The following is an 18,914-nucleotide window of genomic DNA, read 5'->3' as shown; positions in this document are numbered from 1 at the left end:
TCATCGTCTTTATGCAATGCGATTGTGAAATATCAATAGACCTTTGAGTATACGATTCATTGCACAGTTTTGGCTATGTTATAAAGCAACAAATATTGCCAATAAAATCAAGAGATAGATACCAAATATATACAGGCAAAATGATGACAATCAATCTATTTTTCAATATTTAGGCGAAAAAATCTTGGTATTTTAGAAACATTCAGCGATTTGCATAAACTACTTGCACAATATTCAAAAAAACAATGGTGGATTTTATAGCCATGAACTTTATAATCAGTGCTTTTAGACTTAACCCTTGTGGAATCAATCACGATGACTGACTTAGTTCAGCAGTTGGCAAATGAACTTGCCGTACGTCCAAACCAAGTAGAAGCTGCTATTCGTTTAATTGATGAAGGTGCTAGCGTTCCTTTTATTGCACGTTACCGTAAAGAAGTCACGCAAGGCTTAGACGATACGCAATTACGTCAACTCGATACACGTTTAACTTATTTACGTGATTTATTTGAGCGTCGTGAGAAGGTGATCCAATCTTTACAAGAACAAGATAAATTAAGCGATGATTTATTGGCGCGTGTAAATGCAGCTGAGACTAAAAATGCATTAGAAGAAATTTACGCACCGTATCGCCCGAAACGTACCAGTAAATCATTTAAAGCAAAAGAAGCAGGTCTTGGCGCTATTGCTGAAAAAATTATTGCAGACCAAGTTGATCCAACTGAAGCCTTGGCTGGTTTTAGTCATGAAGACTACCCAGATGCAGAAAGCCAACTTGATGCGATTCAGCATATCTTGATTGATGACTGGGCACAAAATATTGCATTAACCACTGAATTAAAAAAGACTTTTGCTAAAACTGCGGTATTGAAAAGCGCGGTGGCTTCTGAAGAGAAAAAAGAAGTTGGTAAAAAATTCCGTGATTATTTCGAATTCTCAGAAAACTTTAATAAAGTCCCTTCACATCGTTTATTGGCGATGCTACGTGGTCGTCAAGAAAATGTATTGGGTTTGAAAGTGGATGGTGAAGATGATGCACCATTGGCTCGTATTGAAACTGAATACAATCTTGAACAAATTCAACCACAAACGCGTCAAGATTATTTAAAGCAAACAGCTAAACTGTTTTGGTTAGGCAAGATTCGTCCACAAATCGAACATTCCTTATTAACCGATAAACGTTTGGCTGCTGAAGCTGAAGCAATGGATGTATTTGCTGAAAACTTACGTCATTTATTACTTTCAGCACCTGCTGGTGGTCGTACGACTTTGGGTGTTGACCCTGGTATTCGTACAGGTGTGAAGCTAGCAGTGGTAAGTAATGCAGGTGATGTTCTTGCGCATAGCACGATTTATCCATTTGCACCGAAAGAAGACAAAGAGGGTTCTATTGCAGAACTTGCTCGTTTATGTCGAGAGTTCCACGTGGAACTTATTGCGATTGGTAATGGTACCGCAAGCCGTGAAACTGAAGCTGTGGTTGCAGAAATGATGGCCGCTAATACTGATCTGCAACTGACACGTATCACTGTAAGTGAAGCGGGTGCTTCTGTTTACTCTGCAAGTGAATTGGCTTCACAAGAGTTACCTGAGTTGGATGTTTCAATTCGTGGTGCAGTTTCAATTGCACGTCGTTTACAAGATCCGTTGGCCGAGTTGGTAAAAATTGACCCTAAATCGATTGGTGTAGGTCAATATCAACATGATGTGAACCAAGCTGGTTTGGCAAAAACATTGGATGCTGTGGTTGAAGACTGTGTGAATGCTGTAGGTGTGGATGTGAATACCGCTTCTCCAGCGATTCTGGCCTATATTGCTGGCCTAAATAAAGCGATTGCGCAACAAATTGTTGAATACCGTAAAGAAAATGGTCGTTTTGATAACCGTCAAGCTTTGAAAAAAGTGCCGCGTTTGGGCGAACGTACCTTTGAACAATCTGCAGGTTTCTTACGTGTTCAAGATGGTTCTGAACCATTAGATGCGTCTGCAGTTCACCCTGAAAGCTATGGCTTGGTGGAAAAAATTGTTGCGGCAAAAGCAACCACGGTAAAAGACATTATTGGTAACACTGAAATCATTCGCCAAGTGAAGGCTGATGAGTTTGTAGATGACAAATTTGGTTTACCGACTATTCAGGATGTTTTGGCTGAATTGGAAAAACCGGGTCGTGATCCACGTCCAGAATTCCGTACTGCGAAATTCCGTGAAGACATTACCGAAGTTGCGCAATTGACTGAAGGCATGCAACTTGAAGGTGTAGTCACCAATGTGACCAACTTCGGTGCCTTTGTGGATGTGGGTGTACACCAAGATGGTCTCGTGCATATTTCTGAACTTGCCAATGAGTTTGTTTCTGATCCACATAAAGTGGTGAAACCAGGTCAAATTGTGCAAGTACGTGTGATGCAAGTGGACGTGGAACGTAATCGTGTTAACTTGAGTATGCGTGCTGAAGGTTCTGCACCGGCGAAAGCACCACGTCAGCAACGTCCGCAACAAGATCGTACTGAACGTTCAGATCGTAAACCACAAGGCCAACGTCCTCCGCGTAAAGAGGGTGACTTTAAGCGTCCACAAAATAACAAGCCAAAAACTGAAAAACCACAAGAGCAAAAAATTGGTGGTTTAGGTGCCTTGTTATTACAAGCCGGGATTAAAGGTTCTAAGTAATTAATTAAATGAATAAAAGCCTCTTCGGAGGCTTTTATTTTGAGCATATTATTGTGTTTTGTTCAGAGCGTGGAGATCTGTATGTCACTTAGCTCAATCATCGCATTCTTTGTAAATTAAGAAAGTATGTAGGAATTCAGATAAAATCAACAAAAAGCAATTTTGTTCTATACATCTATCTGAATCACGTTAATCTGACCAGATGCAAAAACTTCAAAGGAGGTCGTGATGTCGCGAAGACCTCGTGAACAAGTCGATTACTTACATCTAGAAGAACTAGGTGGTCTAGAAATGCTGAAAGCAAGTTACTATCAGCAGGAATTCTCACGGCATGTTCATGAAGGATTTTGTATCGGCGTGATCGAAGAGGGAGCACAACGTTTCTATCGCACAGGGGGCAATCATGTTGCACCACAGGGCGATATTATTTTGGTTAATGCCGATGAGGTCCATACCGGATCTTCTGCTGTAGAAACGGGATGGCGCTATCGCGCCATCTATCCAACCCCAGAAGTATTTCATGAATTGACACGAGATCTCACGTCTATACATGGCACAGCACCGTGGTTTAGAGAGGCAGTATTGCATGATGAAGGGTTGGCGCAGCAATTCCGCCTGTTATTCGATTTATTGGAACAACCGCATAACACTTTATTAAAACAGACCTTGTTTCTTTCGACCATTGCCTGGTTGGTATCGAAATATAGTCAGGTGAAACCGCAGATTACTGATCTGAGTAATGCCAAGCAACGTATCCTCAATATCAAAGAGCTGATGGCGAGTATGCCTGAGCAAGAGTTTTCATTGGCTACACTTGCAGAAATGGCTAATCTCAGCCAATGGCATTTCTTACGCCAATTTAAAAAACACGTCGGGCTATCACCGCATGCATGGTTGGTACAGGCTCGGTTGCAAAAATCACAAAAACTGTTAAGACAGGGGCTGCTGTTATCTGAAGTTTCACAACAATGTGGTTTTTCGGATCAGAGTCATTTTAGTCGTCATTTTCGTCAGACATTTGGTATTACCCCTGGTGGTTATATTTCTTATCTCAAATAAAACAGCAATTTTATACAATTCTCTCTTATCAATTTTTGGCATAGTGATAGGGTCTTTTATGAGCAATTGTGATTTTGATGTTAAGTGAAAGCATAACCGATGATAGGCCAATGACGGTATCACGGGCATTTCTCAATGGGGTGATTAAAATACTACCGCTGTGTTTTGCAGTATTGCCGTGGGGGCTATTGGCAGGCTCGATGGCGATTCAGGCTGGGCTGAGTACTGCACAAGCGATTGGTATGTCGGCTTTGGTGTTTGCAGGTGCAGCGCAGTTGATGACCTTAGGTTTAGTAATGGCAGGAACGCCTGCATTGACCATCATTATTTCAGTCTTCCTGATCACCACACAGCATTATCTATATGCCCTGTACCTGCGTGAAGATATTTCCAAACAACCTTTAAAACATCGCTTGCTATTGGGCTTTTTGCTGACTGATGAATTATTTGCGGTAAGTATTAAAAAGCAACAACACTATATTTACTATTTATTGGGTGCAGGAAGCTGTTTTTATCTGTGTTGGGTCTTGTTTAGCGTTTGTGGCGTGCTGCTTGCCTCATCGGTGCCGAATCTTGATCAATATCATTTGGACTTTTCTATTGTTGCGACTTTTATCGCCATCGTGATTCCGTTTATTAAAAACATAAATACGTTGGTCGGTGTGTTGGTATCTGTGCTGTTGACCTTAGTTTTTCTGAGTCTAGGGATTAAAAGTGCCGCGATCTTGGCAGGGGTAATCGGGATGCTAACCGCGACGTGTTTACAGAATTTACGGGAGCGTGTGGCATGACTTGGTTCCTTTTGATTATTCTTGCTTTAGTGGTGTTTATGAACCGCTATATTTTGCTAGAACCGAATATTCCGTTGCGCTTACCGAAATGGTTTCAACAATCTTTACAGTATTCTGCCCCATGTTTATTGACTGCGATTGCAACGCCGATCGTGTTTATGGATGAGCAGGGCGCATTCCGTTCGACGTTATTGAATCCGTATTTTTTGGCCACGATTTTAACTGTCATCATTGCGTATAAGGTGAAACATACCTTATTGACCATTATCCTGAGTTTGGCCTGTTTCTATGCTTTGGTGTTTTTCTTACCTTAATGGGTTTGGGCATTGCGCTTGAATGCCCAAACCGTTGTTAGTATCCGACTTAACGGGTGGTATAACCACCATTGGCAAAAATGGTTTGTCCAGTAATCCACCAGCCATCTGTCACCAAGAAGCGAATCAAAGGTTCAATATCTTCGATCTTGGTTAAGCCACCTAAAGCAGATGCTGATTTATGATAGGCCACGGCTTCTGGTGCTTCCTGACCGTAGAAAAATGGCGTATCCATCGGGCCTGGTGCGACCGCAGTAACGGAGATGCCACGTTGACCAAACTCTTTGGATGCGGCACGGGTATAATGCTCGACGGGTGCTTTTAAGCCTTCATAGGTTGAATAAAGTCCCGTATACGCTGCAAGTAAACTGGTTACGATAGTGCAGATCTTTCCATTGTCATTCAGATGGCGACCTGCCGATTGAATAAAGAAATAGGCAATTTTATTGTTGATGTCATTCATGCCATCAAACTCTTGTTCGGTGGTGTCTAAATATGGTTTTTTCAGCACACGGCCTACGGTATTAATCGCAATATCGACGCCACCAAAGTTTTCTTTAGCAGTGATAAACAACTGCTCAATAGTTTGAATATCGGATAAATCAGCTTGTACCAACGCTGCTTTTGCTCCGAGTGCCTGTACGTCTTTTAAGGTTTGTTCGGCATCGGCTTGAGTGGCAGCGCTGTTGTAATGAATCAGTAAATTTGCACCTTGTTCAGCAAACTTGCGTGAAATTAAACCGCCTAAGTTTTTTGCGCCGCCTGTGATCAGTACGGTTTTTCCATTTAAATGATGTTGTGACATGTATTTGTCCTGATGTTGTTTTGCATAAAAAACATACTAATTGAATTTATTTGTTTGAAATAGTTGTTAGTATTGAACTGATTGTGCAAAAAAGTTGAACAATAAAATGGATAAGATTGATCGTTTAAGAATCTTTTGTTTGGTGGCAGAGAAGCAGTCTTTTGCACAAGCTGCAGTACAATTGGGTTTGCCGCGTTCCAATGTGACTTATGCGATTCAAACACTGGAAAGAGAGTATGAGGTATTACTGTTTTATCGCACCACGCGTAAAGTGGCTTTAACCCATGAAGGGAGTTTATTTTACGATGAAGCCATGCGTTTGGTGGCACAGTTAAAAGAGCTGAATCGTTTTAAAACCCATGTGCGTAGTCAGGAAGGGAAGATCAGCATTGGTATGCCGAAACGCTTAGCTACACAAGTTTTGATTCCTCATCTATCTGAATTTTATCAACGTTACCCCAAAGTAAAAGTGTTGGTGAATGGCAGTGATGTTTTTTCTAATTTGATTGAGCAACAGCTGGATTGTGTGGTACGTGTCGGACAAGTTCAGGATGAATATCTGCTGATTCGTCCTATTAGCCAAACCGAAATATGGACTGTGGCAGCACCGCAATATTTGGCAGAGTTTGGCGAACCTCAACGTTTTGAAGAACTACAACAGCACTTCGCCGTGGATTACCATGTCGCTAAACATTATCGAGAGTGGAGTGAGCTTTTATTCCAAGCGCATCGAGTCAAAATGCCTTATCGTTTATTGGTTGAGAATACTGAGGCCTATATTCAGGCAGGTTTAGCAGGCATTGGCATGATTCAAATTCCTAAATTTGATGCAGCGCCTTATGTACAGCAAGGACAGTTACAGCAATTATTTACCGATATTCCAAGTTTACAGTTACCTGTCAGTCTATTGTTAACCGACCGCCAATATCGTCCTAAATATTTTCAGGATTTTATTGACTGGTTAGATGAGTTGTTAAAAACCAAACTGTAATCGGAAAGCGGATGCGCGATTTAGGTGGGTGATGAAGTATGCAGGCAATAAAAAAGCATACCTGAGTATGCTTTTTTATTTTGGTAAGGATTAATAAAGACCAAGTAAGAAGCCAGCGCCTAAGGTAAAGAAGCTGAATAACCAGATCCAGCCAAATGAATAGCGCAAATGGCGTCCCATATCGGTGCCTGTCAGTCCAACTGCAAGCCAAGTTGCTGGCGAGAATGGGCTTACAAAGGTTCCTGCATTGTTGCCAATCGCCATGGCGTACACGACCGAATCAGCATTCACCCCAGCGGTAGCGGTAACTTCTTGCACAATCGGTAATAGCGCAAAGTAATAGGCATCGGTACTGGTAAAGATGTCCATTGGTACACCCAAAATTCCCACCAGAATATGCAAACTCCCGATCCATGTACTTGGTAGGATTTTAATGAGATCTAGGGCAATCGATTGCAACATACCTGACTCAGACAAGATTCCGAGGAAGGCACCTGCCGCAAAAATAATGGCAACCATGCTTAGAGCTTGTGGTGCATGACGGCCAATGACTTCAATTTGTGTTTTCGGCTGCGGGAAGTTGACGATCAAGACCAAGGCAAGGGCAATCATAAACACATAAGGTGCAGAGAACAGACCAAAAGCTAAACAAATAATGGCAGCAACGATCAGACCGAGGTTAAACCATAGATTCTTTGGTTTGGCATCTTCCTGAACATCTTCGGCCAGGTCTTTGGCCATGCAGTCTTGTTCAAAAGGCGTGGTACCGAGAGCTTGTGCTGCGAGAATACGTTTTTTCTCACGTAAACCCATAAATACGGCAAACACCATCATCCCTGCAACACCCACCACTTGAACGGGAATCAGACTATGCCAGAGTGTGGCAGCATCTAAACCTGTCGCAGCTGAAGCACGTCCCAAAGGTCCGCCCCATGGCACCATATTCATTACGCCCATACTGCCTGCCATGAGTAATAGCATCAGATAGGGACTCATGCCCAATTTACGGTAAAGTGGTAATAAGGCTGGAATAATAATTAAAAAAGTGGCAGCGCCTGAACCATCTAAATGCACAATCGCAGCAATCAGGGTGGTCATCACAGCAACGATCACGACATTGCCACGGGTCATTTGCACCATGCGTTTAATCATGGGGTCAAAGACATGTAATTCTTTTAAAATGCTAAAAAACAAAATGGCGAATAAAAACATGGTCGCCACTTTGGTCACTTTGGCTAGACCGGCTTCAAAGAAACCAGAAATCTCGCTAATCGAAAAACCAGCAATGAGCGCGCCAATAAGAGGAACAATCGACATCGCAACAATTGGACTGGTTTTACCAGACATCAGTAGCGCAACAATTGTCACAATAATTAGAATACCTATCAGCGTCAGCATTATTTACTCCCTAAAGTTGTAACCTCTTGACATAAAAAAGTGTTAAAAATACACCAAAAATAAAAATTAAAGCGCCGACCATTATGCATAAAAACTTAATTGGTTCTTAAGATTAAGGATAAAAACTAAACAAACAGGCCGAGAAACGAGCATTTTGTTTAATTTTTCTGGAAAATTTGTCATAGAAAAATGATGGTTTTAATGAAAAGTAGCCAAATTTAGAGCGATAACAGAAGATGGCAGCGGTAGATTTAATCACCAACGTTCTAAAAAATACTGTGCTGAGAACAATCAAAATGAAATGACTTGATTTTGACTTCGGTCGTTTTTTGCAGTACAACATAAATTAGAGCAATTACTCTAATTTTTAAAAAAGAGGTGAAAATGCAAATTGGTCGACACGCTTGGATGGCGCAGACTTCAGGGGATTTATCCTTAAAAGATCGTATGCTGCTGTTGCACCATAGCCTTTTTCCTGTGTTAAAACAGAGTATAAAAATGTACAGTTTGGCGAATCACAACAGACCGACTGTTCAACATGAATTGTGTCTGGATGATCTTATCTTGCCTGATAGCGTAGATGTGCAACGGGCTTTAGAGGAGATGCAGTCCTGTAGCTCAACGTCTCTGCAAAATCATTGTCTTCGTACATGGTGTTATGCCATTGCTTTTGCCAAGATGCAAAACATGCAACGTGATGATGAATTATTAGCAGTTGCCTGCTTATTGCATGATTTAGGGATGACTGAACAACATTATCAGCATCATCAACATTGTCGTTGTTTTGCAGGACAGGGCGCTTATGCTGCAAGAGATTGGTCGCTCGAACAAGGTTGGCTAGTCCCTCGTGCAGATCAACTGTTTGATGTGATCAGTATGCATATGAATCCTTATGTTGGACGCGATGAGGGGATAGAAGCGCATTTGCTGCAGCAAGCGGCCAGTTGTGACGTCATCGGCAGCCGTGGTTTTGAGTTTTCAGAACAGTTTAGACAGCAATTACAGCAAAGATACCCTCGTCTTGATTTTAATCAGATCATGATTAAATTTACCCAACAGGAAGCACAGCAACGTCCTCGATCTCGTACTGCCATGCTAGTGCAGAGTGGCTTTAAGCAGCTTGTGAATTTCAATCCTTATGTGCAATAACGCTCAAAATAAAAAAACCACCTTTGCTTTTACAAAAGTGGTTTAGATTTCGGGCACAATTTATTTAGTGATCATGTTCCAGATATTCAGGCTTTTTCGGTAAGGCCCAACTACACATGAAACAGATTAATAGCATGATAATGACATAGACAAAGAAGGTATTTTCAATGCCTGCATCTTTAAATAATAACGCCACTGAAGGTGCAGAACCCCCAAATAAGGCATTACCCACTGCATAAGAGAAACCTACACCTAATGCACGGACATGCGGCGGGAACATTTCAGCTTTGACCAAACCACTGATCGAGGTATAGAAACTCAGCAACATCATCAAGAAAATCAGTAACAGGGTGATGATGACAGGGGAGTCAGCAAAGCTGCGCATACCGGTGACCATGACCGGATAAATAAAGATGGCGCTGAGTAAACTGAATGCCAACATGGAAGCACGACGGCCAATGCGATCTGACAACATACCAAATAAAGGTTGCGCCAACATAAAGACAAATAGCGCCGTGGTCATGATAAAGCCAACGGTTTTGCCATCCATACCAATATTGGTGAGGTAGGTTTTTGAATAAACCGTCACTACATAAAAGGTCAGTGAACCCGCAGAGGTATAGCCGACAACCAGTAAGAACGTTTTCCAATGCTGTTTAAGCAAGGCGATTAAGCTACCCGATTCTTCACGTTCAGCATCTTCATGTGACAAGGTTTCTTCTAAACGACTACGGGCGAACAAAGATAATAATGCAGCAATACCGCCGATGACGAAAGGAATACGCCAGCCACCATCATTCAATTGCTGTTCAGTCATAAACCCGAGCAAGATCACCCCGAGTAAACTGGCAAGTAACTGACCACCTGAAAGCGTGACGTACTGGAATGATGCAAAGAAGCCTCGTTGCCCTTTTAAGCCGAGTTCACTCATATAGGTTGCAACAGCACCATACTCGCCACCGACGGAGAGGCCTTGCAGTAAACGTACCATGAGCAGTAAAAAGGGTGCCCACATCCCGACTTGATCATAAGTCGGTAAGGCTGCGAACAGGAATGAACTGAGTGCCATTAAGCAAATTGAAATGACCATTGATTGTTTGCGGCCTTGGCGGTCAGCAATACGTCCGAATAGCCAACTGCCGATTGGGCGCATGAAAAAGCTGGCGCCAAACACCCCCCAAACATAAATGGCTTTGGTGGTTGGATCCATATCTGGAGCGGTCAATGCATGGGTAAAATAGGCAGCAAAAACGGCATAAATATAGAAATCGAACCACTCAACTAAATTCCCTGATGCCGCACCGACGATACCTTTGATACGACTTCTTTTTTCTTCCTTGCTATATGTCTGACTCATATATGTTCCTTTTCAACCAAGCAAGATTCTGTAACTGAATCTTTACAGAATGTTATATACCGCTAAAGAAGCATGAAAATGACACTATTTTGTATGCTTTTTATGAATGTATTTTTAGATAGGGAGAATAAGGCTGGTTTTTTAGCTAAATCATTGACAGATAAAGAATGTCAGAATGGTCAATATTGAAAATTTAATGTTTTTAAAAGCAATTAATTGAGCTGTATCAGGAGACAATCTAGGAACAAGAACAGGCTAATTTTATGTAAATGGATTGTAATGAAGGCATTTTAGGATTTTCATCTTTTTATTTTCAATTCAAGACATGGAGTGCTTGTCTTAAAAGGTGAGCGTGGCAATCGCATTGGAAATAAGTGATTCAGAAAATATGCTAGAAACAAAATTAATAGACGTTACTGATGATTAATGCAGCAAGGCTGTGGATAAGTTTTAGTTTATACACATGGGCGGTTGCGGTCATTCTAGAAAGTTTTTAAAGCAATTGGTTGAGGTCTGGAATCGGACAATCTTTTCTCAATGGACACGCTTCACCTTGAGTAAATCGACTTAACATCGTTCTGATTTGATGAAGCTGTGCAATCTTCTCATCTATCAAATCTAACTTGTCTTGGAAAATGCTTTGTACTTGTGGGGCAGGGATTTCATCTTGGGCTGTCATCGCTAAAATCTGCTTAATTTCATTGAGTGAGAATCCAAGATTTTTTGCGGTACGAATCAGTTGTAACTGTTGTAGGGTTTGTTCTGAATAATCTTTATAGCCATTATTACAGGTGATGGACTGGATCAACTGCATTTTTTCATAAAAGCGAATGGTATCCCGACTTAAATCCGTCTGTTTTGCCAATTGTCCAATTAACATGGCGATCATCCTTATTATTCTTGAAGATGTCTAAAAAATGACTTGACCATTGAGTGTACTCCATCCTTTAGCTTATGCCTACATTCAATCAAAAGAGCATATGAGATGGCGCATAACAACTTAAAAACTCAGCAAGATCAACAAGTCGCATTGGTCGCAGGTGCGACAGGATTTATTGGCCGTTATTTAATTTTAGAATTATTAAAACAAGGACATAGGGTTTTTGCCATAGTCCGGAATCAAGCTAAACAACAACCCGTACTCACAAATTGGCTCAGTCAAAAAGGTGTGTCCTTGAATCAATTGAGCTTTATTCAAGGTGATGTGACACAGGCTAAGCTTGCCATCAGCGAGCAAGATTGGAAAAAACTAAGCGCAGTGGATACTTTATATAATAGTAGTGCGTTGTTTGCGTGGAACCTGAGTATGCAACAAGCGCGGGCCGTAAATGTTGAGGGTGCATTGAATTTATTGACTTGTGTTCAGCAACATTGTGCTTTGAAGCGCGCAGTACATGTTTCGGGTTATATGTTGACGATCACGAGTCATTTAGAGCAGGCTGGGATTTGTCTTGAACAACCTGAGCGTACCCAATGGCAATCTGTGTATCAGCATCTGGGGGCTTATGAAGCATCGAAGATAGAAGCGCATTTTGCATGGATACGACGTGCACAGCAGCTATCCGTAGATTGGATCATCATTCATCCTGCAACAGTTGTTGGCGATGATGTATCTGGTGAAATTCCCACGAATCAGCCAATCGCACAAATGATTGATTTGCTCAAACGGAGAAAAATGAGTGCCATCCCTGCAACAGCTCAGCATTATCTACCTTTAATCCGTGTCGATGACCTATGTCGGATAATGGTCAGTGCTTCTGTGGATATGGCTTTGTCGAATCAAGTGATGTTGGCTGTGAGTGAAAACAATCTGGCTTTGCATCAACTCACTCAAATGATTGCAGATCAACTACAGGTAAGTGCACCAACTAGACATGTACCAGTTGGACTGCTAAGGCTTATTTTAAAGTGGCAATGGTTGGCAAATAAATTAGAGATGTCTACGGAAATGCTGAGTTTTCTAAGAACAGAACAGCTGGATCGAGAACGATTGACGCAGTTTCAACAGCGTTGGCAGATTTCGACGGGAAATTTAGAAGCAGCGATCCGTAAAACTACCGACTGGATCAATCAAGCTAGTTAGAGCTTCCTTCAAATAAAAAACAGCCAATCAAAAGATTGGCTGTTTTTCTGAATTTAGCTAAAAAGATTACCAGTGTTCGCCTGGGAACAAGCGCGCATAAGCACGTTGAATCAGATTTAACTTCTCTTGCTCACCGACAGACGCGGTAGAGCTTGGGAACAAGTTGAAACCAATCGACATTAAAATGTTGTTAATGTCTGGTGCAATGGCATAAGTAATCGAAGCAAGGCGACCTAAATTGGTCGCGATCTTTTTTGGACGCTTCACGATTGCATAAGCAATTAAATCAGCTGCTTCTTCAGGTGAAAGTGTTGGTACATATTTATAGATCTTGGTCGGTGCGATCATTGGTGTACGCACCAAAGGCATATAGATAGAGGTAATCGCAATCTTGTGTGAATGCACTTCGGCAGACAAACAACGGCTAAATGCACCCAACGCAGCTTTAGATGCCACATAAGCTGAGAAGCGTGTTGCATTGGCAAGTACACCAATCGAGCTGATGTTGATGATCTGGCCATCTTTACGTTGCATCATGTGCGGTAAAATATTCAGGACTAAACGTACTGCACCGAAGTAATTTAACTGCATGGTACGTTCAAAGTCATGAAAACGATCCACGGATTCATGTACTGCACGACGGATTGAACGTCCTGCGTTATTCACAAGAATATCAATGTGATCCACTGCTGCTAAGATTTCTTTTGAAACTGCATCAATAGATTCCATATCATTGAGATCACATGGAAATACGGTCGCTTTTCCACCTTCAGCCTCGATCTCAGCTTTGACCTCATCTAACTTCTCTTTGGTACGAGCGAGCAATAAGACATGGGCACCTGCTTGAGCAAGGTATTTTGAAACCGTTAAACCAATACCACTTGATGCTCCAGTGACAATGATTGTTTTACCGTCGACTTTTTGCTGAAAAAGTTTTTTGAGTTTTGCATTCATGTAAGTTACCTACATTAATCACGCTGTTGTTTGCAATGCCTTCTTATTACGATTAAACACTGCACTTTATTTTGGTGTAATATTAACCGATATTTTTTGTTTGTCTAGTGTAAATATTTGAAAAATAATGTCTTTTTTAGAGTAAAAGCTCTAAAACAAGGTCTTGTAATAGTTGAAAAAGCAATAAAAATTTTGTGATTTCGCACAAAAAATAAGCCCCTATTCAGGGGCTTATTGATTTCATTCAAATTAAACTTGTGCAAGGGCCTGTTCGAGGTCGGCAATCAGGTCATCGACATGCTCAATCCCTATAGATAAACGCACTAAGTCTTCACTGACGCCTGCTGATTTGAGCTCTTCTGCATTGAGTTGGCGGTGGGTTGTCGTCGCTGGATGGCAAGCTAGACTTTTGGCATCTCCGATATTTACCAGACGGGTAAACAGCTGTAATGCATCAATAAAGCGGGTGCCGCCTGCCAGACCATCCTGAACACCGAAAGAAAGGATTGCGGAAGGTTTACCTTTCACATACTTTTGTGCCAAATGGTGCTGTGGATGGTCTTTTAGACCAGCATAATTTACCCACTTCACTTTTGCATGTTGTTTTAAATATTCGGCAATTTTGATGGCATTTTCGGTATGACGTTCCATCCGCAGATTTAAGGTTTCCAGACCTTGTAGGATTAAGAATACGCTTAATGGACTAATTGCCGCACCGGTATTACGTAATGGCACCACGCGCGCACGCGCAATAAAAGCGGCTTCACCCAATACTTCGACATAATTCACGCCATGATAGCTTGGGTCAGGTGTATTTAAAGCTTTAAAGCGTTCAGGATATTTGCCCCAAGGAAACTTGCCGCTATCGACAATCACGCCACCAATACTGTTACCGTGTCCGCCGATATATTTGGTCAGAGAATGCACAACAATATCCGCACCAAATTCAAATGGCTTTAATAAGGCAGGTGTCGCTACGGTATTATCAACAATAACAGGCACGCCATACTCATGGGCAATCTTGGCAATCGCTTCAAGGTCGATAATATTGCCAAGGGGATTACCAATCGATTCAACAAAGACCAGTTTAGTCTTTTCATCAATAATCTGACGCAATGCTTCAGGATTTTGATAATCGAAGAAGCGGACTTCAATGCCTTGCTTTGGCAGTGTGTGAGCAAATAAATTATAAGTCCCACCATATAAGGTAGACACTGACGCGATATTGTCACCTGCTTCGGCAATGGTTTGAATCGCGTAAGTGATTGCAGCCATACCAGAAGCTAAAGCCAATGCCCCAATACCACCTTCGAGAGCAGCTATACGCTGTTCAAGTACGGCCGTGGTTGGATTCATAATACGGGTATAGATATTTCCTTGAACTTTAAGATCAAATAAATCTGCCCCATGTTGCGTATTATCAAAGGCATATGAGGTGGTTTGATAAATCGGCACCGCCACTGCTTTGGTGGTTGCTTCTGGTGAATACCCCGCATGAATGGCTAAAGTTTCATCTTTATAAGTCATAATTACATCATCTACGTGTGTTAAATATTGATCGAGTCTAGCGTATATTTTATCCAAAATGGTGCATAATTTTTGCGCTTGATAGTGATTTTAATGATATAGCGAGTCTTTATCGGTCGTAATTGTTTTTGAAAATGACGAAATAATTCAAACCTGTAATGTCTTGCAAAAGAAAATTCTTTGATCCAGACAAACAAATGTCATCTTAACTTCAAGTCAATTGGATTTTCAGCGTATAATACGCCGATTATTTTATTCGCTATTTTGCGATGTATTCGTTTTTCTTGAGGAGTCCTGCGTGGCCCAATATATTTATACGATGAATCGAGTGTCGAAAATGGTTCCGCCGAAGCGCGAAATCTTAAAAGACATCTCTTTATCATTTTTCCCAGGCGCAAAAATTGGTGTGCTTGGTTTGAACGGTGCTGGTAAGTCAACCTTACTCCGTATTATGGCTGGCGTAGATAAAGATTTCTCAGGTGAAGCTCGTGCACAACCAGGAATCAAGATCGGCTACTTAGAACAAGAACCGCCACTCGATCCAACCAAAGACGTTCGTGGTAACGTTGAAGATGGCGTACGTGAAGCACTTGATGCTTTAGCTCGTCTTGATCAAGTTTTCGCTGAATATGCTGAGCCTGATGCAGATTTTGATGCGCTTGCAAAAGAGCAGGAAAAATTAGAATCAATCATCCATGCTTGGGATGCGCATAACCTGAATAACCAGCTTGAAATTGCTGCTGATGCATTGAATCTTCCAGCTTGGGATGCAGATGTATCATTGCTTTCAGGTGGTGAGCGCCGTCGTGTTGCATTATGTCGTTTATTGCTTTCTAAGCCAGATATGTTGCTTCTTGACGAACCGACGAACCATTTAGATGCTGAATCAGTATCTTGGTTAGAGCGTTTCTTGAAAGACTTCCCAGGCACAATCGTTGCGATTACGCATGACCGTTATTTCTTAGATAACGTCGCTGAGTGGATTCTTGAACTTGACCGTGGCATGGGTATTCCTTATCAAGGTAACTATTCTTCTTGGTTAGAACAAAAGAATGCGCGTTTAGAGCAAGAAAACAAGCAAGAAGAATCTTTTGCCAAGGCATTGAAAAAAGAACTGGAATGGGTTCGTTCAAATGCCAAAGGTCAGCAAAAGAAAAACAAAGCGCGTATGGAGCGTTTTGAAGAACTTAACTCACGTGAGTTCCAACAACGTAACGAAACTTCTGAAATTTATATTCCACCTGGTCCGCGCCTAGGAAATAAAGTTGTAGAAGTTGAAGGGATCAGCAAATCATTTGATGGTCGTCTGCTTTATAAAGACTTAACCTTTACAATACCACCAACTGCGATTGTTGGTATTGTCGGTCCGAACGGTGCGGGTAAAACCACGCTATTCCGTATGATGACTGGCGAACAGCAACCAGATACGGGTACTGTGACTTTAGGTGAGTCAGTTAAAGTGGCTTACGTGGGTCAGATCCGTGATACTTTGGATAATAATAAAACCGTTTGGGAAGAAGTTTCTGGCGGTTTGGATATCCTGAGAATCGGCGAATACGAAATTGCATCGCGTGCTTATATTGGTCGCTTTAACTTTAAAGGCCAAGATCAGCAAAAACGTGTAGGCGAATTATCAGGTGGTGAGCGTAACCGTTTACAACTTGCGAAAATCTTACAGTTGGGTGCAAACGTTATCTTACTGGATGAGCCATCAAACGACTTGGATATCGAAACTTTACGTGCACTTGAGGATGCAATTCTTGTATTCCCAGGTACAGTTATGGTGGTATCGCATGACCGTTGGTTCCTTGACCGTATTGCAACGCATATCTTGTCATTTGAAAATGAACAGCCTGAGTTCTACGAAGGTAACTATGCTGAATATGAAGCATACCGTCAGTCACGTTTAGGTGATGCGGCAGCAACAAAACGTTCTAAATATAAAAAGATTACAGGTTAATTCCTGTAAATCAAAAAACCAGCTTTCGAGCTGGTTTTTTTATGCTTAAGAAAAAGCCAATTCGCTGAATGCTGTATATAAATAGGCTTTCGCTTCAGGATGTCCTAAGTTGGCCGCACGTTCTAGCCAATATTGTGCTTTGCTGTAATTTTTATCTAAACCGAGTTCTCCATGCAAATAGCTTTCACCTAGTTTAAAAGCCGCATCTGCATTACCACGCAGGGCCGCACGCAGGAAATACCAAACCGCATTACGGTCATTGGCTGAAATAAAGAGGTGGCTATCTTGTTCGTGTTCAAGGTGTGCCAATGTTTGAAAAAACTCGGCTTTATGAATTTCTCGTTCAGACTCAGAGATGATGTTCTGTTGAACCAAACCAGAACAATAGGAATGCAACCGCTGTTTGATACTTGCAATATTCATCATGCAACTCCTTGAGCTAAGTTTTTCATTATTATGTTTTTAATATATGTTTTTTCTTTGCAGCTATTGTTCTATTTGTGTATTCCATAGCAGGGAGAAATGCTATAAAAAATAAGCCAATACCTGATTGTTTAGGTCATTGGCTTATTGAGGTGTACCCATTTATTTGTGTCTATTTATTAAAATCACCTCGTAGATCAGACCACATCAGCAGTGGTGTAACAGTGATCACATCGAAGACCATTGCCAAAGGATAGAGCACCATACGGGTTGCGCGTTTGACTGGATGTTTGGTGGTGATGGTGGTCTCTTGTTGTAAGGTAATTGGATAGGGCTGTGCCAATTTTTGTTGGATTTTTTGCTGATCGAGTGCTTGATACAGCTGCCCTTTAAAAAACACATTGATATAAGGATAAGGCGCAGTTTCTTGATTTTGAATCAAGTCAAAATTTTGCCTAAAACCCAAGGATTTCAATAATTCTTTTTGCTTTGGATTGAGATCCACCATACGGGTGTGATAGCGAATTTGTAATACGCCACGAAAATGATTCGGGTCATCCATGGTCAGTACCAGTGGGCTAGAATGACTAAAGCTGCGTTGCTCGGCTGGAATGGCATGCAAAAGCTTTAGGAGTTCAGTACTACCATCGGTCATTAAGTAATTGAAATCTTTTCCAATAAAGATCAGGCCTTGGCTTTTTTCATTTTGAATGGCTTGTCCAAGCGCCAGAATCTGATCGGTTTTCAGTGTGGTGGTTTGAACCTGTGAGCTTTCATTGGGTAAGGCTGTGGAAAGTAGGCTGGTTGCGCATCCGCTTAATGCCATGGCTAAGATCCAAAGAGAGAAGATTTTATACATAAAATACCCGTAACAGAGAACATTATTATCATGAATGAGAATCAAAAAACGTTTTAAATCAGTGAGAAATTGACTGAAAATTGTTTTGTAATTTTATTACATTGGCATAGCCTGCTATAGTGCCTTTATGCAATTTACTGTAAGGGTGTGCTGTTGCAACGCTCAACTGTTTTCGTGACCGTCTTGCTGAGTTTGTTCATGTTCCAAAGTTTCTGGAATGTGGCGGCAGCATTTTGCGCGCATGAGAGGGTCAGTGAATACAGTACATTGAATCATTTTGGGCATCATGTTGCTGAAAAGACACACAGTTCTGAACAAGGTGCTGTCTTTGATAAAGTCGCAGCAGATTTACCGATGCCTTTAAGCTTGCAAGATCATCATGACCATCTGCCATCTTGTTTTCATGTGGTGGTGGCTGAAGTTCAGCAACGTGTAAATGAACCGATGTTGCACAGTCAGGACGTAGAACAAAAATATTACTGGTCCAACTTCTATCAGTCTCCACATCTTTCAGGGCTAAATCCGCCGCCTTTATCAACCCCGCTATAGGTGGGGTAGCCGAAAAATAGCCCAC

Annotated in this window: 17 protein-coding genes; 9 read left to right on the top strand and 8 right to left on the bottom strand. The window is 41.5% G+C overall.

The annotated features are described in order from the left end of the window. Positions 1–315 precede the first annotated feature (315 nt). The 4 genes from WA352_RS01410 (at position 316) to WA352_RS01395 (ending at position 4,834) form a co-directional block, all read left to right on the top strand. On the top strand, positions 316–2,670 hold the full coding sequence (locus WA352_RS01410; RefSeq protein ID WP_005317581.1) for a Tex family protein: 2,355 nt from the start codon (positions 316–318) through the stop codon (positions 2,668–2,670). A 228-nt stretch (positions 2,671–2,898) separates the two neighbouring features. Further along, positions 2,899–3,729: an AraC family transcriptional regulator gene (locus WA352_RS01405; RefSeq protein ID WP_336141023.1), complete on the top strand. Its 831-nt coding sequence runs from the start codon at positions 2,899–2,901 to the stop codon at positions 3,727–3,729. A gap of 77 nt (positions 3,730–3,806) precedes the next feature. Further along, the gene (locus WA352_RS01400; protein ID WP_032859502.1) at positions 3,807–4,520 is read left to right on the top strand and encodes an AzlC family ABC transporter permease; all 714 of its coding nucleotides are present in this window, start codon (positions 3,807–3,809) and stop codon (positions 4,518–4,520) included. Next, entirely contained in the window at positions 4,517–4,834 is a 318-nt protein-coding gene (locus tag WA352_RS01395) for an AzlD domain-containing protein (RefSeq protein ID WP_005317589.1), read from the top strand. Before WA352_RS01400 ends, WA352_RS01395 begins: the two co-directional genes overlap by 4 nt. Positions 4,835–4,883: 49 nt before the next feature. Here the strand turns inward: WA352_RS01395 and WA352_RS01390 are convergent, their stop codons facing one another. Further along, entirely contained in the window at positions 4,884–5,639 is a 756-nt protein-coding gene (locus WA352_RS01390; RefSeq protein WP_005317592.1) for an SDR family oxidoreductase, read from the bottom strand. Positions 5,640–5,745: 106 nt separating this feature from the next. Between WA352_RS01390 and WA352_RS01385 the strand changes: the two genes are divergently transcribed. Next, entirely contained in the window at positions 5,746–6,630 is an 885-nt protein-coding gene (locus WA352_RS01385; protein ID WP_005317594.1) for a LysR family transcriptional regulator, read from the top strand. A gap of 90 nt (positions 6,631–6,720) precedes the next feature. On the opposite strand, the gene WA352_RS01380 is transcribed toward WA352_RS01385, so the two are convergent. Beyond that, positions 6,721–8,028 (bottom strand): CitMHS family transporter, encoded by a 1,308-nt coding sequence (locus WA352_RS01380; protein ID WP_005317596.1) that lies wholly within the window; start codon positions 8,026–8,028, stop codon positions 6,721–6,723. 384 nt (positions 8,029–8,412) lie between these two features. On the opposite strand from WA352_RS01380, the gene WA352_RS01375 reads away from it, so the two are divergent. Continuing rightward, positions 8,413–9,177 (top strand): HD domain-containing protein, encoded by a 765-nt coding sequence (locus WA352_RS01375; protein ID WP_005317597.1) that lies wholly within the window; start codon positions 8,413–8,415, stop codon positions 9,175–9,177. A 64-nt stretch (positions 9,178–9,241) separates the two neighbouring features. On the opposite strand, the gene WA352_RS01370 is transcribed toward WA352_RS01375, so the two are convergent. Then, positions 9,242–10,534, bottom strand: coding sequence for an MFS transporter (locus WA352_RS01370; RefSeq protein WP_004803848.1), 1,293 nt, complete (start codon positions 10,532–10,534; stop codon positions 9,242–9,244). Positions 10,535–11,027: 493 nt separating this feature from the next. Next, on the bottom strand, positions 11,028–11,414 hold the full coding sequence (locus WA352_RS01365) for a MerR family DNA-binding protein (RefSeq protein ID WP_004803851.1): 387 nt from the start codon (positions 11,412–11,414) through the stop codon (positions 11,028–11,030). A 105-nt stretch (positions 11,415–11,519) separates the two neighbouring features. Between WA352_RS01365 and WA352_RS01360 the strand changes: the two genes are divergently transcribed. Beyond that, positions 11,520–12,617: an SDR family NAD(P)-dependent oxidoreductase gene (locus WA352_RS01360; RefSeq protein WP_005317600.1), complete on the top strand. Its 1,098-nt coding sequence runs from the start codon at positions 11,520–11,522 to the stop codon at positions 12,615–12,617. Positions 12,618–12,683: 66 nt separating this feature from the next. On the opposite strand, the gene WA352_RS01355 is transcribed toward WA352_RS01360, so the two are convergent. Further along, positions 12,684–13,571: an SDR family NAD(P)-dependent oxidoreductase gene (locus tag WA352_RS01355; protein ID WP_336141017.1), complete on the bottom strand. Its 888-nt coding sequence runs from the start codon at positions 13,569–13,571 to the stop codon at positions 12,684–12,686. A gap of 249 nt (positions 13,572–13,820) precedes the next feature. After that, the gene (locus tag WA352_RS01350) at positions 13,821–15,098 is read right to left on the bottom strand and encodes an O-acetylhomoserine aminocarboxypropyltransferase/cysteine synthase family protein (protein ID WP_005185598.1); all 1,278 of its coding nucleotides are present in this window, start codon (positions 15,096–15,098) and stop codon (positions 13,821–13,823) included. A 298-nt stretch (positions 15,099–15,396) separates the two neighbouring features. Between WA352_RS01350 and ettA the strand changes: the two genes are divergently transcribed. Beyond that, the gene (gene ettA, locus WA352_RS01345) at positions 15,397–17,058 is read left to right on the top strand and encodes an energy-dependent translational throttle protein EttA (RefSeq protein ID WP_005317605.1); all 1,662 of its coding nucleotides are present in this window, start codon (positions 15,397–15,399) and stop codon (positions 17,056–17,058) included. A 45-nt stretch (positions 17,059–17,103) separates the two neighbouring features. Here ettA and WA352_RS01340 read toward each other — a convergent pair whose 3' ends face one another. Together WA352_RS01340 and WA352_RS01335 are read right to left on the bottom strand one after the other, a co-directional pair. Further along, positions 17,104–17,481: a tetratricopeptide repeat protein gene (locus WA352_RS01340; protein WP_005317608.1), complete on the bottom strand. Its 378-nt coding sequence runs from the start codon at positions 17,479–17,481 to the stop codon at positions 17,104–17,106. Positions 17,482–17,653: 172 nt separating this feature from the next. After that, positions 17,654–18,340 carry a hypothetical protein gene (locus WA352_RS01335; protein WP_032859453.1) on the bottom strand — a complete coding sequence of 229 codons (687 nt, stop codon included), beginning with the start codon at positions 18,338–18,340 and terminating at the stop codon, positions 17,654–17,656. Positions 18,341–18,493: 153 nt separating this feature from the next. Between WA352_RS01335 and WA352_RS01330 the strand changes: the two genes are divergently transcribed. After that, positions 18,494–18,889 carry a cation efflux protein, CzcI-like gene (locus tag WA352_RS01330; protein ID WP_212749837.1) on the top strand — a complete coding sequence of 132 codons (396 nt, stop codon included), beginning with the start codon at positions 18,494–18,496 and terminating at the stop codon, positions 18,887–18,889. Positions 18,890–18,914: the final 25 nt, after the last annotated feature.

Origin of the sequence: Acinetobacter sp. 102 (genome assembly GCF_037028485.1) — a bacterium.
GTDB classification, from domain to species: domain Bacteria; phylum Pseudomonadota; class Gammaproteobacteria; order Pseudomonadales; family Moraxellaceae; genus Acinetobacter; species Acinetobacter higginsii.
This window is presented reverse-complemented; position numbering and strand designations above follow the sequence as displayed.

Bases quoted from the DNA above. Each gene is read 5' to 3' on its own strand.
- WA352_RS01410 (WP_005317581.1), top strand. From the start codon at position 316: ATGACTGACTTAGTTCAGCAGTTGGCAAATGAACTTGCCGTACGTCCA.
- WA352_RS01405 (WP_336141023.1), top strand. From the start codon at position 2,899: ATGTCGCGAAGACCTCGTGAACAAGTCGATTACTTACATCTAGAAGAA.
- WA352_RS01400 (WP_032859502.1), top strand. From the start codon at position 3,807: ATGTTAAGTGAAAGCATAACCGATGATAGGCCAATGACGGTATCACGG.
- WA352_RS01395 (WP_005317589.1), top strand. From the start codon at position 4,517: ATGACTTGGTTCCTTTTGATTATTCTTGCTTTAGTGGTGTTTATGAAC.
- WA352_RS01390 (WP_005317592.1), bottom strand. From the start codon at position 5,639: ATGTCACAACATCATTTAAATGGAAAAACCGTACTGATCACAGGCGGC.
- WA352_RS01385 (WP_005317594.1), top strand. From the start codon at position 5,746: ATGGATAAGATTGATCGTTTAAGAATCTTTTGTTTGGTGGCAGAGAAG.
- WA352_RS01380 (WP_005317596.1), bottom strand. From the start codon at position 8,028: ATGCTGACGCTGATAGGTATTCTAATTATTGTGACAATTGTTGCGCTA.
- WA352_RS01375 (WP_005317597.1), top strand. From the start codon at position 8,413: ATGCAAATTGGTCGACACGCTTGGATGGCGCAGACTTCAGGGGATTTA.
- WA352_RS01370 (WP_004803848.1), bottom strand. From the start codon at position 10,534: ATGAGTCAGACATATAGCAAGGAAGAAAAAAGAAGTCGTATCAAAGGT.
- WA352_RS01365 (WP_004803851.1), bottom strand. From the start codon at position 11,414: ATGTTAATTGGACAATTGGCAAAACAGACGGATTTAAGTCGGGATACC.
- WA352_RS01360 (WP_005317600.1), top strand. From the start codon at position 11,520: ATGGCGCATAACAACTTAAAAACTCAGCAAGATCAACAAGTCGCATTG.
- WA352_RS01355 (WP_336141017.1), bottom strand. From the start codon at position 13,571: ATGAATGCAAAACTCAAAAAACTTTTTCAGCAAAAAGTCGACGGTAAA.
- WA352_RS01350 (WP_005185598.1), bottom strand. From the start codon at position 15,098: ATGACTTATAAAGATGAAACTTTAGCCATTCATGCGGGGTATTCACCA.
- WA352_RS01340 (WP_005317608.1), bottom strand. From the start codon at position 17,481: ATGAATATTGCAAGTATCAAACAGCGGTTGCATTCCTATTGTTCTGGT.
- WA352_RS01335 (WP_032859453.1), bottom strand. From the start codon at position 18,340: ATGTATAAAATCTTCTCTCTTTGGATCTTAGCCATGGCATTAAGCGGA.